This window comes from Paenarthrobacter sp. NPDC056912 (assembly GCF_042786555.1).
Lineage (GTDB): Bacteria > Actinomycetota > Actinomycetes > Actinomycetales > Micrococcaceae > Arthrobacter.
Genome location: NZ_JBHUCD010000001.1, coordinates 18751 through 35758 on the forward strand (window position 1 = coordinate 18751; position 17008 = coordinate 35758).

The following is a 17008-nucleotide window of genomic DNA, read 5'->3' on the forward strand; positions in this document are numbered from 1 at the left end:
ATGACTGGTTCATCAACAGTGGAGTGGACGCTTTCGGGCTTCGGGGACGAGATCGACGACGACCCCGTACAGCAGATCGCGGTGCTCCAGGCCTTGGGCGCGAACCACATCGAGGTCCGCAGCGCATGGGGAACCAACATAGTGGACCTCACAGCGGAGCAGTTGGAGGAGCTCAAGAAACTCCTGGACACCGCGGGCATGGGGGTCTCCGCCATCGCATCGCCCATCGGCAAGGTAGACGTCTCACTGCCCGTGGAGCACGAGGTTGAGCGTCTGCGGCGTGCAGCCAACGCGGCCCGGGTGCTGGGCTCCAAGTACATTCGCATCTTCTCCTTCTACTACGGCGAAGGCGTTGCCGTGGAGAGCATCCGCGACGACGTCATTGAACGCATGCGGGCCTTGGCAGCCGTGGCTGAGGAAGCCGGGGTGGTGCTGCTCCACGAGAACGAGAAGGACATCTTCGGAGACACCCCCGACCGCGTGCTGGACATCATCGAATCGGTGGCGTCGCCGGCCCTGAAAGTGGCCTGGGACCCCGCTAACTTCGTCCAGGTGGGCGTCAAGCCGTTCGACGAAGGCTACGCCAAGCTTCGTCCCCACCTCGAGTACCTGCAGGTCAAGGACGCGCGGTTCGCTGACGGCGTCGTGGTTCCTGCCGGTGAAGGCGACGGCGACCTGCTGCGCACGGTGGAGGCGCTGAAAGCAGACGGATTCGTGGGCTTCGCCAGCCTCGAGCCGCACCTGGCCGGCGCCCACGGCCTGGGTGGCTTCTCAGGACCTACCGCGTTTGGAATGGCAGCCCGCGCCTTTGCCAAAGTCGTCAATGAAGCTGGAGTGGAAACCAAATGAGCAAAGAAACCATCAACGTCGCTATCGCCGGGTGCGGAAGCATCGGCCGCACTCACGCCGCCTCCGTCGGTGAGCTGCCTGACCTTCGCGTCACGGCGCTGGTGGACGAGATCACGGAAGCAGCTGACGCGCTGGCGCAGTACATCGAGGACAACGGCGCCGACCGCCCTGCCACCTTCCGCAGCCTGGCCGAAGCGTTCGCTGGTGCCGACGTCGATCTTGTCATCATCGCCACCCCCAGCGGACTGCACGTCCAGCAAGCCGTGGAAGTGCTCGCCGCCGGAAAACACGTGGTCATCGAGAAGCCGCTCGACGTGAACCTGGACCGTGCGGAGGAGATCCTCGCAGCAGCCAAGACGGCCGAAGAGAAGGGACTGGTGGCGAGTGTCATCAGCCAGCACCGCTTCGATCCGGCGAGCATCGTGGTGGACCAAGCCCGCCGTGAAGGGCGCTTCGGCCGCCTGACGTCCGCCATCGCTTCGGTGGGCTGGTACCGCAGCCAGGGCTACTACGATTCCGGCGCCTGGCGTGGAACGTGGGCCATGGATGGTGGGGGAGCCGTGATGAACCAGGGCGTCCACACCGTGGACCTGCTGCTCTGGTTCCTCGGCCGTCCGGTGGAAATCAGTGCCAAGACAGCGCTCCTGGCACACACGGACGTGGAGGTGGAAGACACCGCGGTGGCCACAGTGACGTTTGAGTCCGGCGCGCTCGCCGTGCTGCACGCCACCACGGCTGCCTATCCGGGACTCACAGTGAGGTTGCAGGTCATGGGCAGCAAGGGTTCCGCAGTAATCGACAATGACAACCTTGAGTACTTCCACGCTGCGGGTTCGGACGCGGAGACGCAAAGTGGACCCATGGGCCTGCGCGGTGCAGGTAACCAAGCTGAGGAAGAACTGGCCAAGTTCGCCGAACCGCCCGTGCAGACTAACCTCGATCCAACCGTCTACCCGGCGGGCCACATCCGTCAGTACCGGGACGTGGTGGACGCCATCCGGAGCGGCCGGCCAGCGGGCGTCACTATCCAGGATGCCGTCACGGCTCTTGCCACAGTGCGGGCACTCTATGTCTCGGCCACGCTGGGCCGTCCCGTCCTCATCGCCGACGTCGCTGCCGGCAAGTACAACGACGTTGAAGTACGTACCGGCAACGGCCACCTTGAGGAGGTAACGGCATGAAATTCTCCGTATTCACGGCCTCTACGCCGGAGTGGACTCCGCAGGAAGCAGCCACCGAGCTGTCGGCCCAGGGTTGGGACGGCATCGAGTGGCGGGTCACGGATCAGGCCGACGCGCCGGAACCTGGTTTTTGGGCAGGGAACAAAGCCACCTGGCCCATGACGGGGCTTGAGGACTCCCTTCCGGAGATCGCCCGGCTCACCTCAGAGGCAGGTCTTGAGTACTCAGGGTTGGGCGGCTACGCACGCTGCGACAACCACGACGGCGTCGAAAGGGTCCTGGCTGCCACGGCCGCCTTGGGTGCCCGCCAGGTCAGGGTCAACGTCCTGCCGTTGGGCAATTCCAGCATGGGCGGTGGGGAGCCCAGCGGACTGTCCTACCCGGAGCTGTTCGCAGCGACGCGGGAACACTACGAATGGGTAGCAGGCCGTGCCGCGCACTATGGCGTCAAGGCCTTGGTGGAGCTGCACCACGGCACGGTGACCGCCTCGGCATCATCGGCCCGCAGGCTCCTGGAAGGCCTGGACCCGCAGCACGTCGGGGTCATTCATGACCTGGGCAACCTGTTGATCGAAGGCTGGGAATCACCCCTGCCCGCGCTCCAGTTGCTCGGACCGTATCTTGCCCACATTCACGTCAAGAACGCCCGCTGGGTCCGCACGGATGAGCGTGACGAAGCCGGAGCCGCTGTTTGGGTGAATGAGTGGGCTCCGCTGGCCGAGGGCCAGGGGAGCGTCCTGGGTTACTTCAAGGCATTGGCCGAGGTGGGCTACGACGGGTGGGTAACTGTGGAGGACTTCTCCACGGACGTTCCACTTGCCGAGCGAACCGCAGGCAACCTGCGCTTCCTCCGACAGGTGGCAGAACTGTCCGGGCTGACCGTGCCCGGCAGTGCAAACCTCTCCGCCGGCTCCACCTCGAAAGGCTGACAATGTCACAGTCCCTCGCCGCGTCACAGTCCCTCGCCGCCAACCCTGACCGGCTGCTCCCCGCGGACCCCGGAACGCGTTCCATAGCCCGCTCCCTGCTGGAACGCGTCCAGGACCTGCCCATCATCTCCCCGCACGGCCACGTGGACGCTGCAGTCATCGAACAGAACACGCCATTCCCGGATCCGGCTGCGCTGCTGGTCTCCCCGGACCACTACGTGACCCGCCTTATCCACGCATCGGGAATTTCGATGGATCAGCTGCAGCCCGGCAAGGCCGCGCCACGCGAGATCTGGCGGCAGTTCTGCGCAGCCTGGCCGCTGTTCGATGGAACGGCTTCCGGGTATTGGCTGCGGACCCAGTTCGAGTCCGTGTTTGGGCTGAACGGCGAACTGAGCGCGGAGACGGCGGATTCCAGTTTCGATGCCATCTCGGCCAAGCTCGCGGAACCGGGATTCCGGCCACGTGAGCTGTTCAAGGACTTCAACATCGAAGTCCTCGCTACCACGGACGACCCCTTGGACAACCTGGAAAGCCACCGGACCCTTGCGGAGGACCCGTCCTTCCACGGCCGCGTGCTGCCAACCTTCCGTCCGGACGCTTACGTCAATATCGCCCACCCGTCGTGGGCCACCAACGTGGAGCGGCTCATCTCCGAGGCGTCCGACGGCGCCACAGGCTACCGGGGGTACGTCACCGCCCTGGAGAATCGCCGCCGCTACTTCGTGGACCATGGTGCGGTCTCCGCTGACCACGGAGTCAGGACGCCCGCGACGCTGAAACTGGACGACGCTGACGCGGAAGCCTTGTTCGAGAAAGCCCGCTCCGGCCAGGCGACAGTCCAGGACCGGGACGTGTTTGAAGCCCACATGATGTACCAAATGGCACGGATGTCCGTGGAGGACGGGCTGGTCATGACCATCCACCCGGGCTCCTTCCGCAACCACCACCAGCCCACTTTCGAAGCCTTCGGGGCCGACACCGGCCACGACATCCCCGTCGCCACCAACTACACCGAGACCATCCGCCCGTTGCTGCAGGATTTCGGCACCGCCAAGGATTTCCACTTGGTGCTGTTCACCCTGGACGAGACGGTCTTCTCCCGCGAACTTGCTCCGCTGGCAGGTTTTTACCCTTCCGTCTTCGTTGGCGCTCCGTGGTGGTTCCTGGACGCTCCGGACGCGATGCTGCGTTTCCGTTCGGCGGTCACAGAGACGGCCGGTTTCTCGCGCTCATCGGGGTTCATCGATGACACCAGGGCCTTCTGCTCCATCCCCGCGCGGCACGACGCTTCACGCAGGATCGAAGCGTCGTTCCTCGCGCGTCTGGTAGCCGAGCACCGCATCAGCGACGACCGCGCGCATGAGTTGATTGTCGACGTCGTGGATTCTTCACCTCGAAGGGTCTTCAAACTGTGAACAGCGACCAGACGCTGCCGCGGCTGGGTCGCAGTGAGTCCCAGCCCACGCCGCCGGTTCGGATAGTGCACCTCGGCTTGGGCGCGTTCCACCGCTCCCACCAGGCCTGGTACACCCAGCACGCAGGCGACTCGGCAGACTGGGGGATCGCCGCGTTCACGGGTCGGCGGCCTGACGCCGCCGAAGTCCTCGCAGGGCAGGGCGGCGTATTCACGGTGGTGGAAAGGTCGGGCAGCGGCGATTCATTCGAAGTAGTAGGCAGCATTGTGGAGGCCGTTGACGGGGCCGACGTCGGACGGTTGTCGGAGCTCGTGGCGGCACCTACTACGGCCGTCATCACGCTCACCATCACCGAGGCCGCCTACTCTGCGGATGCAGCAATCCAGGGGACGTCGTCGACGCCGCTCACCAGGTTGGTGACGGCCCTCGCCGCCCGCAGGGACGCCGGCGGTGGGCCGATCGCCGTGGTCAGTTGCGACAACCTCGCCGAAAACGGCACGGTGACCCGTGGTGCGATAGGCGTCCTCGCCGAGGCATTGGACCCGGCCCTTGCCGCGTGGATCGACGAAAACGTGAGCTTCGTCAGCACCTCGGTGGACCGCATCACTCCTCGAACCACCGAGGCGGACCTCGCCGTGGTTGCCCAGGCCTGCGGATACCGGGACGCGGCGCCGGTGGTTGCCGAACCGTTCCACAACTGGATCCTGAGCGGTGATTTCCCTGCTGGCAGGCCCCGTTGGGAGGACGCCGGCGCGGTGTTCGTGGACGACATCGAACCGTACGAGAACCGCAAACTGTGGCTGCTCAACGGCGCGCACTCGATCCTGGCCTATGCGGGGCTGGTGCGCGGCCATTCCACCGTGGCGGAGGCGCTGGCCGATGACCTCTGCCGGGACGCTGTGGAAGCTTTCTGGGACGAAGCTGCCCGGCACCTCTCCGATGATGCGCTGGACATCCCGGCGTACCGACAGGCCTTGTTGGAACGTTTCGGCAATTCCCGGATCGCCCACCACCTGACCCAGATCGCGATGGACGGAACCACCAAACTGCGCATGCGTGCGTTGCCCGTCCTGTCCGCCGAACGCGCTGAGGGACGTTCCGGCGATGGTGCCGCCCGGATGATCGCGGCCTGGATCGCCTACGCGTCCTCCACCACCGACTTTCACGATCCACTGGCAGCGAAGATGCAGGACGCGAAAACGCTCGACGGCGAGCCCCGCACCGCTGCGCTGCTGGCGCTCATCAGCACCGAACTGGCTGCCGACGCTGCCGTTGTTTCACAGATCCACCGGCAGCTGGACTCGTTTGCCGCCACCACCACCCACGCATAGACCTATCGGAAGGACTCCGTCACCATGAAAATCATTGCCGCTGAAGTCTTTGTGACCAGCCCGTCCCGCAACTTCGTCACTCTGCGCATCACCACGGAGGATGGTGTGACAGGAATCGGTGACGCGACGCTGAACGGCCGTGAGCTCGCCGTTGCTGCGTACCTCAAGGAGCACATCGCCCAGCTGCTGATCGGCAAGGATCCGCACCGGATCGAGGACACCTGGCAGTTCCTTTACCGCAGCTCCTACTGGCGCCGTGGCCCGGTGACCATGGCGGCCATTGCCGCCGTCGATATGGCTTTGTGGGATATCAAGGGCAAGGTGGCCGGGATGCCGGTCTACCAGCTGCTGGGCGGGGCGTCCCGGAACGGGTTGCGTGCTTACGGGCACGCGTCCGGCTCTGACATTCCCTCCCTGTTTGATTCCGTTCGAGAGCACCTGGAACTGGGCTATAAGTCCATCCGTATCCAGACCGCGGTGCCAGGCATCAAGGCCGTCTATGGCGTGGCCGCCCAAGCACAGTCCTCGGGCGAACGCTACGACTACGAGCCCGCCGGCCGCGGAGCGTTCCCGCTCGAAGAGGACTGGGACACCCGCGCGTACCTCCGCCACCTGCCTACCGTGTTCGAGGCCGTGCGCAACGAGTTCGGCCCCGAAATCCCGCTGCTGCACGACGGTCACCACCGCATGACGCCCATCCAGGCCGCCAAGCTCGGCAAGGCCTTGGAGCCGTATGACCTCTTCTGGCTGGAGGACTGCACCCCCGCCGAGAACCAGGAGGGCCTGCGCCTGGTCCGCCAGCACACCACCACCCCGCTGGCCATCGGCGAGATCTTCAACACCGTGTGGGACTACCAGACCCTCATCAAAGAACAGCTGATCGACTACGTTCGTGCCGCGTCCACCCACTTCGGCGGGATCTCCCCGCTGAAGAAGGTCATGGACTTCGCGGCCCAGTACCAGATCAAATCGGGCTTCCACGGCCCCACGGACATTTCCCCGGTGGGCTTCGCCGCCCAGCTGCATGTGGGCCTGGCCATCCACAACTACGGCATCCAGGAATACATGCAGCACTCGGACAAGACCAACGAGGTCTTCCAGCAGTCCATGACCTTCAAGGACGGCTACCTGCACCCCGGCGACGAGCCCGGCATCGGTGTGGAGTTCAACGAGGAAGCTGCCGCGGCGTTCCCGTACCAGCAGGCCTACCTGCCCTACAACCGCCTCGTGGACGGCACTGTTCATGACTGGTAAAGCGGGTTCCGGCGCTCGTCACCACATCGTGGTGATGGGCGTGGCGGGCTGCGGCAAGAGCACCATCGGTGCCGCCCTCGCCGAGCGTCTCGGTGCGGAATTTCTCGACGGCGATTCGCTGCACCCGCAGGCGAACATCGACAAGATGGCCTCGGGTACTCCGCTGAACGACGACGACCGCGCACCATGGCTGGCCGAAATCGGCAGGAGATTCACGGCGTCGAACGTTGCTCTTGTCATCGCGTGCAGCGCGCTCAAGCGCGCCTACCGGGACATCATCCGGGCCGGCGACCCTTCCGTGGTGTTCGTGCACCTGCATGGCACGAGGGACCTGCTGAACCAGCGCATGAACTCCCGGCCAGGGCACTTCATGCCGGCCTCGCTGCTGGACTCGCAATTGGCAACGCTGGAGCCATTGCAAGGCGATGAAGCCGGGGTGGTGGTGGATATCGCGACGCCGGTGAGCCAGATCGTCGACAGGGCTGTGAATACCTTGGTTGGCGCCCGCAACGATGCCACCCGGTTTCCCGTGGACCTCGGGGCAGCGCCCTTCAACTTGGACGACGCCGCCGTGGAGTGGGTCGAGTCCACCATCGGTTCCATGACGCTCGAGGAGAAGATCGGGCAGCTTTTCATCAACCACAACAACGACTACTCCCCGGAGTACTTGGATGGTGTGCTGGAAAACTTCCACGTGGGTGGCATGCGCTATCGGCCTGGACCTTCGGCGGCCGTGCAGGAGCACATCCGCTACGCGCAGTCCAAGACCCGGATCCCGCTGCTCATTGCATCCAACCCGGAAATGGGTGGCGCCGGCAGTTGCGACGACGGCACGTTCGTCTCCACGCACCTGCAGGCCGGTTCACACTCGGACAAGTCCATCGCCCGGCAGATGGGCCAAGTGGCGGGCGTCGAAACTGCCGCACTTGGCTGCAACTGGGCATTCGCGCCGATCGTGGACATCCACTACAACTGGCGGAACACGGTCATCTCCACGCGTTCGTTCGGGAACACCCCGGAGATCGTGGTTGAACGGGCCAAGGAGTACTTCGACGGCATCAGCGAATCACCCACGGTGTGTGCCATGAAGCATTTCCCGGGCGACGGCGTTGACGAGCGCGATCAGCACGTGGTCACGTCCTACAACACGCTGGGCTATGACGAGTGGAACGCGACATACGGGCACGTGTACCGCGAAATGATCGGGCACGGTGTGCAGTCCATCATGGTGGGGCACATTGGCGCCCCCGAGGTGTCCAAGCACTTCCGGCCGGGCCTGGAAGATCGCGACGTGCTGCCGGCGACGCTGGCCCCGGAACTGCTGCAGGACCTCCTGCGCGGTGAACTCGGGTTCAACGGACTGGTGCTCACGGATGCGTCGCTCATGGTCGGTTTGACGCAGGCGATGAAGCGGCGCGACTTGGTGCCTGCCACTATTGCCGCGGGCTGCGACATGTTCCTGTTCTTCCGTAACGGCGACGAGGATTTCCAATACATGCTGGACGGCTACAAGTCCGGCGTCATCACCGAGGCACGGCTGCAGGACGCGCTCCGCCGGATACTGGGACTGAAGGCGATCCTGGGGCTGCACGTTCGCCAAGAATTGGTGCCCCCGGTAGAAGCTCTGGGGGTTATCGGCAGTGAGGCGCACCGTGCCATCGCCGCCGACGTCGCGGACAAGACGGTCACGCTTGTTAAAGACACGGCCAACAACCTGCCGATCACGCCGGATACCCACAAGCGCATCCGCCTCTACGGGATCTCGGGCGGGGCAGACTTCACGCGCGCCGATCCGCTGGCTTACCTGGACACTGTCAAAGAGGAAATGGAAGCCGCGGGCTTTGAGGTGGACGTCTTCAAGACCGCAGAACAAAGGGAAGCTGCGGGCGAAGCCGGAATGAACTTCATGCGGGTGCTCTCCGAGGAAGCCACCGGCGATTACGCGGAACGCTACGACGCTGCCTTCGTCTTCGCCAATGTGAAGGGCTTCGCCCAGGAAGCGGCAATTCGCATCAAATGGTCTTCCCCGATGGCTGCTGAAATTCCTTGGTACGCCACGGAAGTTCCCACCGTGTTCGTCTCGCTCAACCAGCCGAACCACCTGATCGACGTGCCGATGGTCAAAACTGCCATCCACGCCCATGCGGGGACGCGCGAGGCCATTCGCGCGACACTCCAGAAGATCCAGGGCAAGTCCGAATTCCAGGGAACGTTCAACGAGAACGTGTTCTGCGATTCGTTCGACACCCGCCTCTGACTCCCCGCACCCAGCAGGGAAGTGCTCCTCCCCGCCATCACGGAGGAGCGCCCGAAAGCCCGGTACCGCCCACAACGCGGTGCCGGGCTTTTTGGTGGCGGGAGGGCCTGCTTGCTTTCGGCCGTCCTCCGTCGTAATCCTCCAGGGCTAGTCGGAATAGGTTTCAAGCCTGGCGTCACGAAACAGAATTCCCAGCCACTCAGAACTTGGCGGAGATTTCGCTCCGTACTGATTCTGGGGGAATGAATGAAACTTAGGTCACTACTATCACTGGCGACCGTTTCGGTGGTCGCCGTGTCTCTAGTGTGCCCGGTGAGTACTGCATTTGCTGCAGACGAATCCGGGTCGGGCGCCGATGCGCTGTCTGCCCTGAAGGACCTGACCGACGACGCAACATCGGAAGCGACAGAGGTCCTCACCGGCGTTGCGAGCGTTGCAACGGATGAAAGCGGTGGCAGTGCGGTTGACGCCAAGATCAACGACATACGTGTCGTCCTTCCGACCCATCCCGTCGATCCCATATCCCTCGAAACGAGCGCTGGTGCAAGCATCAAAATTTCATTGCCGTTCTCCAAGGAAGCAGCGAAGGCGGATGTGATTTCCGACGGGGTTGTAGCTTACGACAACAACAACGGCTCGACGACGGTGCCAGTCGTCAAGATCGATGGCTCCATCCAAATTGCGACTGTCATCGAACACTCGGATGCGCCAACAACATACTCTTACGACGTTGGGCTTGAACCTGGTTCTTCGCTCGAACGACAAAGTGACGGTACCGTTTCGGTGCTCGGTCCCGAAGGGGTACGTGTTGGTGCCTTCGCACCGCCTTGGGCAAAGGACGCAAACGGTTTTGATGTGAAGACGCACTACGAGATTGCGGGAACGACGCTGATACAGGTCGTGGAACATTGGACGGCGGGGATCGCCTACCCGGTCACAGCAGATCCTTACCTCGGTATCGACCTCATCCAATCGGGCCGTTGGATCGGAGCGACGTTTGAGGTGGTGCCCACGTGGTGGTTGCGAGTAAACGGAGCTAACGCAGCGGCCCACCTCACTCTCTTCGAAGAGTTCTGCACCAGGTACCGCAGCGCTTGCAACACTCAGTTGTGGTGGCAATTGGCTTGCCATGCGCAGTTTGCGGCTTGGAAGCCTGTGTGGCACCTCGATACTTGGCACTGGCAGCCGACGTATTGGGACTACGTGACTCACGGGTGCAACTAGTGGTATCAAATTCCGTAGCTATCGATAGGTCAGCACATGACAGCAATTGATTCCTCACGACGTCGGGATCGATCGGCCCCCGTTGCTTTTCTTGCATTAGGTAGCCTTTTCCTTGTTGTCTCAGCCACGGGCCTCAACGTTTCGGGGCTGCTGATTGATGACCATCACGTCATCCTCCATCACGGGTACTTATATCCCCTGTGGTTCGGTCTGGCGATTGGTGCCCTCCTGGCCCTCGGCGGCATCGTGTGGTTGAACATGGCTCGACGGGGCCACCAAAGGGCGTTGATCTTGGGCTCGGGGCACCTGGTGCCAGGACCTAACACTCTGATCATTGTGGGAGGAGTGCTCCTCGCCCTGTGGGTGTTGGCCATGCAGATCAGCGGCTACATCATCGACGAACAACACCTTGATCCCAGCGGCTCACTCTGGCAGTTGATGTGGTTCGGCGGGCCTCCGGCATTCATAGTGTTGGTCGTCGGCCTCATTTGGCGGGGTCTGAGGCGTCGGGCCGCTGCAAGGACAGCGTCACCCAACGTGCCCTGGCCCGGCTCATAGTGGGCGCGCGGTTTCCGTAGAATAGGAGCCATGACTTCCTCGCCTGAGACCTCAGTTGCCCGTGCCCGCCTTCTTGAACTCATCAAAGAACTGGCCGTGGTCCACGGCAAGGTGATCCTCTCCAGCGGCAAGGAAGCCGACTACTACATCGATCTGCGCCGTATCACCCTGCACCACGAGGCCTCCAAGCTGGTGGGTCAGGTCATGTTGGCCATGATCGACGACGCCGGCGTTGCAGTTGAGTGCGCCGGCGGCCTCACCATGGGTGCCGACCCTGTGGGTACCGCTGTGATGCACGCCGCCACCGACGCCGGCCGTGCCGTGGATGCCTTCGTGGTCCGCAAGGCCCAGAAGTCGTATGGCATGGGCCGACAGGTGGAAGGTCCCTCGGTTGAAGGCCGCAACGTGGTGGTCCTCGAGGATACGTCCACCACCGGCGGGTCCGCACTGGCCGCCGTCGAGGGTGTTCGTAAGGCAGGCGGCAATGTGGTTGCCGTCGCAGTGATTGTGGACCGCGACACCGGCGCCAAAGAGAAGATCGAAGCCGAAACCGGAGTGCCGTACCTCTTCGCTTTCGGCAAGGACGAACTGGGCCTCAACTGAGCCTCGGTTCGCACTCTGAACAGGCATGATGCGGGGCTGTAAGGCAGTGGCCGCGAAGCCTATGCTTGCTGCGTGGACGTTCAAGTAGGGAAGTTGCCGGCAGCGCCGGAGGTGAACGAGAACCTCCTGTTGCCGGCACTTACTGGACCCGGGCAGACTGACCGGGAGAAGGCTGAGGATCCGGGCGATTGGGCCCGGATCCTGCCTTACGCTGCCCGCCTGAAGAAGACTTCCCGCCGCAACTTCCTCATCACAGCGGGCGTTTCGGCCGCCTTGGCGGGGGACATGCTTTTCACACGGCGGGTGCAGGCCGAGCGTCGTGCCACCAAGATCCTCCGAGTTCCCGATTCCTTCTCCGACGTGTACTTCCCGAAGGCCAGCTGGATCCTCTTTCCGGGCTACAAGACCAGCTGGGAAGAGGCTCAGTGGATCCTGAACTCGTTGCGTACCGCCCTGCACCAGCGGGGCCGCCTTGCCGCCGTCGGGTATTCCAACCTGGGACTGGACGTGGACGAGATTGTTCGCGAAGTGATCCTGCACGTGCGCGAGTTCGAGCTGGAAAAGCTGTACTTCTATGGCCACAGCTTCGGCGGGATGCTCGCCACGCAGGTGGCTGCCCGCTTGCTGGAGCTCCATGGCGTGGAAACGCAGCTGATCGTCCTCGATTCCAGTCCGTTCAGCCGCGCTGACGTCCTGGACCAGAGTTGGTTTGACGGGGTGGTGTTCCTCTACGAAAACGGCTTCCGCATTCCGTCCGTCCTGCGCGGAGGATACGAACTGGGGGAGCGCGTGGTCCACAAGGACGAGCGGACGTGGCGGCAGATCCTGGACCAAACCATGGAACAGCTCTCGCCGATTGCCCCTTCGAGTGTGCTGATCCAGACGGAGTCGGCGTACATCTACCACTTTGACGGGCTGCGCCTTGCAGGCAAGATCGGTGGCACAAAAATGGCGTTCGTCGGCAATCCGGACGATGCCACCGTGGACTATGCCTCGGCGCGCGCAGGGTGGAGCACGGTGTTCGCTGCCAACATGGCCTTGCCGGAGCTCAGCACGGCGGGCGCCCGGCCGGCGCACGCGAGCCCGCAGTGGAACGGCGATGTTTACCGGCCCTTGTTGGAGCGGATCCAAAATGAACTACAGCCGCTTCCACCGGCGCCGGAGGAACCGTCTTACCGGGAACCGAACGGCCGCGTCGTCCGCCCGGCGTAGCGGCCTACGTCCCGGCCCCGCCCAGCGATTCGACCTCGACGGCGGTGAGGCCCGCCTCGCGCAGGAAGCCGCGGGCATTGCCGAATTCGCGAGCAAATCCGGCCAGGAAATGCCGCATGGCAGCTTCGGGGCTCTGCAGGATCATGAGGTCCGGGCTGAAATACTGCGCCGGGGTTGAAGGGACGTGGAGGCGCCATGTTTCGGCCATGACCTGCAGCATGTCCGGAAGGCTGTGGGTGGTAGTGCTGTAATCCTGCACCACCTGGTCCTCGGTCCCACCGGCGGCCAGGAGCCCGATTGCCGAGACCACGCCGGTCCGGTCCTTGCCCAGCGAACAATTGATCAGGGTGCGCTTGCCTTGCGCAGCGGGGCGAAGGGCGTCCGCTACCCACTCGGGCCGCAGCCGGACCCAGCCCAGATAAAGGTCTCCGAGGTCTTCGGCGGTCTCGACGGCTTGGAGCGACCCGGCAACAGCATTCGGGTCCAACGGGTTATGGATGAGTTCGACGGCGGGCGGGACGACGGCGGCAGGCTCGCCACCGCCGTCGGCAACCAGCCACGGAACCAGTGAGCGCTCAAGCTCGCTGCGCAAGTCCACGATGGCCTGGATGCCGTGTTCCGCCAGGAAACCCGACGTGGCTGCGGCATCCAGACCGAATGGCTGGCTGCCCCTGAGTATCCGGCCACCGGCCAGGGGACGCAGATTGAGCACAGCCATGGTTTGTCCTTGCTGCCTAGATTTGGCTCTTGAGGTCGGCCACCGAGTTCAGGATCTGGTTGGGCCGGAACGGGAAGGAGACGATTTCCTCGCGCTGCGTGATGCCGCTGAGCACCAGGACCGTGTGCAGACCCGCTTCCATACCGGCCACGATGTCCGTATCCATACGGTCACCGATCATGGCAGTGGTCTCGGAGTGTGCGTCGATCTGGTTCATCGCGGAGCGGAACATCATGGGGTTCGGCTTACCCACAATGTACGGCTCGCGGCCCGTGGCCTTGGTGATCATTGCCGCGATGGCGCCGGTTGCCGGCATGGGGCCGTCCTTGGAGGGGCCGGTGGCATCCGGGTTGGTGGCGATGAAGCGGGCGCCGGCCAGGATGTGGCGGACCGCCATGGTGATCGCTTCGAAGGAGTAGGTGCGGGTCTCGCCGAGCACCACGAAGTCGGGGTCGGTGTCCGTGAGGATGAACCCGGCCTCGTGCAGCGCGGTGGTGAGGCCGGCTTCGCCGATGGTGTAGGCGCGGTTGCCCGAATCCGAGGACTGAACCTGGTCCTTGAGGAACTGTGCCGTGGCCAGGGCGGACGTCCAGATGTTCTCTTCCGGAACTTCCAGGCCGGACGCGCGGAGGCGGGCCGCAAGGTCGCGAGGGGTGAAGATGGAGTTGTTGGTCAGCACCAGGAAGCGCTTGGACGTATCCACCCAGCGCTGAATGAGCTCGGCGGCACCAGGGATTGCCTGGTTTTCATGAACCAGGACGCCATCCATGTCAGTGAGCCAGCATTCGATTTCGTGGCCGTTGCGGTAAACCGATGCGGACGTGTGGGGCGTGGATTCTTCTGCCATATTTGCCTCCGGCTGGGGTTGGTCATGCACTGCGTCCCAGTCTTTCATTTTTCCGGCGGCTAGACATCCCGTTGAGGCGCAGGGCAGGCAACCTGCGGCTTGTGTGACTTGGAACAGCCTCCGTGCATCGCCAGATTATCGATCGGGAGTCATTGCGCGAACTCATACTGCGCGGCGGCCGTGACGTTCTCGATTTCGCTGGTGACCTCGAGGGCGTTCGATTCGAGTTCAGGATTACCTGTCATATGTCGTGGCGGGGCTGCCGGAGCGGCTTTAATGCAAGAGTGCGTGCTTGGGCGAAAGCAAACGATTTCAACGTCGCATCCCGGGACCGGGGTCCTCAATTGAACCGGCGTCAGATTCGTTGGCAACGCGCTCAGCGATCAACCACAAGACAACGAAAGTGAGCGCAAATGCCCCAGAATGAGGAGCCGATTCCCCTCTTGCGTGACGGCCAAGAGGAAGTCGTCAGAGCCATCAGGAAAGCGAGAGCACTCTGCGCTTGGTAAAAGAAGATGCTGAGCGGCACCCGTTGATTCAAATGGCCATTAACCAAGGTGAGACCCTGAACAAAGTCTGGCTGATTCAGCAAGGACAAGAGCTTGTTGCTCGGGTTCGGGTGAAGAAGAAGGAGACAGGTAGGTTCTTCATCACCGCGACCGTGACACTAGGTGTCGTTGTCGTGGCCGCTAAAACCATTCGTCATCGTAAAAACAGTGAATAGACACGATTACTAGGACGGCCGCCGCCCGTTCGGTGGTGAGGCTTGGATGTCCCGGGTTGCGAGGGCTTGACCTATCGTCCGCCAGTGGCCAGATCAGCGAACAGGCAACCTCAATGGCGGAGCTAAAGTTGAGTGGTGACTGACCTTCCCCCCAACACACCCCTGCCCGCCCCTGCCGAAACCACAGCGGAGGGCGAGGCCGAAGCCAAGGCGGAGGTCGGCGTCGGGCCCTGGGAAGGTGAGTGGCCCGTCGGTGACCACTGGGACCCGGACTTGCTCACGGACGGCGACCGCCGGAACGTGGTGGACCAGTACCGCTACTGGAAGCACGACGCGATCGTGGCGGACCTGGATTCCAAGCGGCACGAGTTCCACATCGCCATTGAGAACTGGCAGCACGACCTCAACATCGGCACCGTGGTGCGCACCGCCAACGCCTTCCTCGCCAAAGAAGTGCACATTATTGGCCGACGGCGCTGGAACCGTCGCGGGGCCATGGTCACCGACCGCTACCAGCATGTCCGCCACCACCCCACGGTTCAGGATTTCGTCCAGTGGGCTGAGGGGGAGGGGCTGGCCGTGATCGGGATCGATATCTTCCCGGATTCCGTGCCGCTGGAAACCTATGACCTTCCGAAGAAGTGCGTCCTGGTGTTCGGGCAGGAAGGCCCCGGCCTCACTCCCGAGGTGCATGACGCCGCCGTCGCAACGCTGTCCATTGAGCAGTTCGGCTCCACTCGATCCATGAACGCAGCGTCTGCCGCGGCGATCGCCATGCACGCCTGGGTCCGCCGGCACGTGTTCCAACAGCCGGTCTAAGTCCCCGCCGAGATGCCATTTAATGACAATCGCAGCGCGTGGGATTGTCATTAAATGGCATCTCGGCGCGGAGTGTGCTGCCCGGGCTGTGGATAACCTCCCGAAGGCATGGCCAAGCAGCAAAAATGGGGCATGCGCAGGGCAACACTTCCGGAACATCTGACCACGGGCTCTTTCTCTGTGCGCGCGTCGGACAAAGCCGGTGTGACCCGGTCCCGGACCCTGGCCAAGGACTTGGTGCTGGTGTCCCGCGGGATTCGGATGCCGGCCGCGTCCGACGCATCCGGAGCCGCGGCTCTGCGCGCTTACACGGACGTGGACGATTCCTCGATTCTGGTTTCGCTCTCGGCAGCAAGGATCTGGGGCATTCCTTTGCCCGCCAACCGCAGCGGGGACTGGCGCATCCATATCGCGCGGCGGCGGGGATTCAGTTTTCCGCGGCGGGTCAACGTTGCGGGGCACCTCCTCACCCTTCTTCCGGAGGAGGCAGTGGAGTACGACGGCGTCCGGCTCACCTCGCCTGCGCGGACGTGGTTGGACTTGGCCGCGCTATTGAGCGTGGAGGATCTGGTGGCTGCCGGCGACCACCTGGTGTGTTCCCACGGGCCAAGTTTCCCGGTTCCCAAGGAAGCGCTCTGCAGCATCGAGGAGCTGATAGTGATCGTGGGCCGGCATCCGGGCATGCGTGGAGTGAGGACGGCGCGGGCAGCGCTGGAACTCATCCGTGTTGGGGCTGATTCTGCCCCGGAAACGCACATGCGTGTTGCGTTGGTCTACGCGAACCTTCCTGAGCCCAAGCTGAATCATGTGGTCCGGAACCACTTTGGTCAGCCCGTGCTGTGGCCGGACGCTGCCTACCTCGAGTACCGGGTCTCCCTCCAGTACGACGGCCAATACCACGGGGACCCCCAGCAACATCTAAGGGACATCGATCGCCAGGAAAAGTCTCTCGCCCATGGCTGGCTGGAAGTCCGGATCTCCAAGCACGACCTCGAAGGTGAGCGGCCCGCCGTCGTACATAAGGTTCGTCGTGCGCTCCAAAGCCGAGGCTGGCGCGCGAGATAACACTTAATGGCAATGGCAA

The 17008-nt window shown here is 63.4% G+C and carries 16 protein-coding genes; 14 read left to right on the forward strand and 2 right to left on the reverse strand.

Annotated elements, in window-relative coordinates; all coding sequences use genetic code 11:
- The 11 genes from ACFRJ9_RS00110 (at position 1) to ACFRJ9_RS00160 (ending at position 12816) form a co-directional block, all read left to right on the forward strand.
- Positions 1–849: a sugar phosphate isomerase/epimerase family protein gene (locus tag ACFRJ9_RS00110; protein WP_377663198.1), complete on the forward strand. Its 849-nt coding sequence runs from the start codon at positions 1–3 to the stop codon at positions 847–849.
- A complete protein-coding gene (locus tag ACFRJ9_RS00115; protein WP_377663199.1) occupies positions 846–2030 on the forward strand; it encodes a Gfo/Idh/MocA family protein in 1185 nt (394 codons plus the stop codon). The genes ACFRJ9_RS00110 and ACFRJ9_RS00115 overlap by 4 nt, the downstream gene beginning before the upstream one ends.
- Positions 2027–2959, forward strand: a complete 933-nt coding sequence (locus ACFRJ9_RS00120; RefSeq protein WP_377663200.1) for a sugar phosphate isomerase/epimerase family protein — start codon at positions 2027–2029, stop codon at positions 2957–2959. The genes ACFRJ9_RS00115 and ACFRJ9_RS00120 overlap by 4 nt, the downstream gene beginning before the upstream one ends.
- Positions 2960–2961: 2 nt before the next feature.
- Positions 2962–4377 (forward strand): glucuronate isomerase, encoded by a 1416-nt coding sequence (gene uxaC, locus ACFRJ9_RS00125; RefSeq protein WP_377663201.1) that lies wholly within the window; start codon positions 2962–2964, stop codon positions 4375–4377.
- Positions 4374–5708 (forward strand): mannitol dehydrogenase family protein, encoded by a 1335-nt coding sequence (locus tag ACFRJ9_RS00130; protein WP_377663202.1) that lies wholly within the window; start codon positions 4374–4376, stop codon positions 5706–5708. Before uxaC ends, ACFRJ9_RS00130 begins: the two co-directional genes overlap by 4 nt.
- A gap of 24 nt (positions 5709–5732) precedes the next feature.
- Complete coding sequence (manD, locus tag ACFRJ9_RS00135) at positions 5733–6962, forward strand: D-mannonate dehydratase ManD (protein ID WP_377663203.1); 1230 nt, start codon at positions 5733–5735, stop codon at positions 6960–6962.
- On the forward strand, positions 6952–9219 hold the full coding sequence (locus ACFRJ9_RS00140) for a gluconokinase, GntK/IdnK-type (RefSeq protein WP_377663204.1): 2268 nt from the start codon (positions 6952–6954) through the stop codon (positions 9217–9219). The genes manD and ACFRJ9_RS00140 overlap by 11 nt, the downstream gene beginning before the upstream one ends.
- Positions 9220–9465: 246 nt before the next feature.
- Positions 9466–10443 (forward strand): DUF2599 domain-containing protein, encoded by a 978-nt coding sequence (locus ACFRJ9_RS00145; protein ID WP_377663205.1) that lies wholly within the window; start codon positions 9466–9468, stop codon positions 10441–10443.
- Positions 10444–10479: 36 nt separating this feature from the next.
- Positions 10480–11001 carry a hypothetical protein gene (locus ACFRJ9_RS00150; protein WP_377663206.1) on the forward strand — a complete coding sequence of 174 codons (522 nt, stop codon included), beginning with the start codon at positions 10480–10482 and terminating at the stop codon, positions 10999–11001.
- Between the two features lie 30 nt (positions 11002–11031).
- Entirely contained in the window at positions 11032–11604 is a 573-nt protein-coding gene (gene pyrE / locus ACFRJ9_RS00155) for an orotate phosphoribosyltransferase (protein WP_377663207.1), read from the forward strand.
- 72 nt (positions 11605–11676) lie between these two features.
- Positions 11677–12816 carry a thioesterase domain-containing protein gene (locus tag ACFRJ9_RS00160; RefSeq protein WP_377663208.1) on the forward strand — a complete coding sequence of 380 codons (1140 nt, stop codon included), beginning with the start codon at positions 11677–11679 and terminating at the stop codon, positions 12814–12816.
- A gap of 4 nt (positions 12817–12820) precedes the next feature.
- On the opposite strand, the gene ACFRJ9_RS00165 is transcribed toward ACFRJ9_RS00160, so the two are convergent.
- Positions 12821–13534, reverse strand: coding sequence for a tyrosine-protein phosphatase (locus tag ACFRJ9_RS00165; RefSeq protein WP_377663209.1), 714 nt, complete (start codon positions 13532–13534; stop codon positions 12821–12823).
- Between the two features lie 16 nt (positions 13535–13550).
- Complete coding sequence (locus ACFRJ9_RS00170; protein WP_144652729.1) at positions 13551–14381, reverse strand: HAD-IIA family hydrolase; 831 nt, start codon at positions 14379–14381, stop codon at positions 13551–13553.
- Positions 14382–14883: 502 nt separating this feature from the next.
- On the opposite strand from ACFRJ9_RS00170, the gene ACFRJ9_RS00175 reads away from it, so the two are divergent.
- The 3 genes from ACFRJ9_RS00175 to ACFRJ9_RS00185 all read left to right on the forward strand — a co-directional run bounded on the left by ACFRJ9_RS00175 (position 14884) and on the right by ACFRJ9_RS00185 (position 16989).
- Positions 14884–15105: a hypothetical protein gene (locus ACFRJ9_RS00175; protein ID WP_377663210.1), complete on the forward strand. Its 222-nt coding sequence runs from the start codon at positions 14884–14886 to the stop codon at positions 15103–15105.
- Between the two features lie 135 nt (positions 15106–15240).
- Complete coding sequence (locus ACFRJ9_RS00180; protein WP_377663211.1) at positions 15241–15924, forward strand: TrmH family RNA methyltransferase; 684 nt, start codon at positions 15241–15243, stop codon at positions 15922–15924.
- Between the two features lie 132 nt (positions 15925–16056).
- Positions 16057–16989 carry an endonuclease domain-containing protein gene (locus ACFRJ9_RS00185; RefSeq protein WP_377663212.1) on the forward strand — a complete coding sequence of 311 codons (933 nt, stop codon included), beginning with the start codon at positions 16057–16059 and terminating at the stop codon, positions 16987–16989.
- Positions 16990–17008 lie beyond the last annotated feature (19 nt).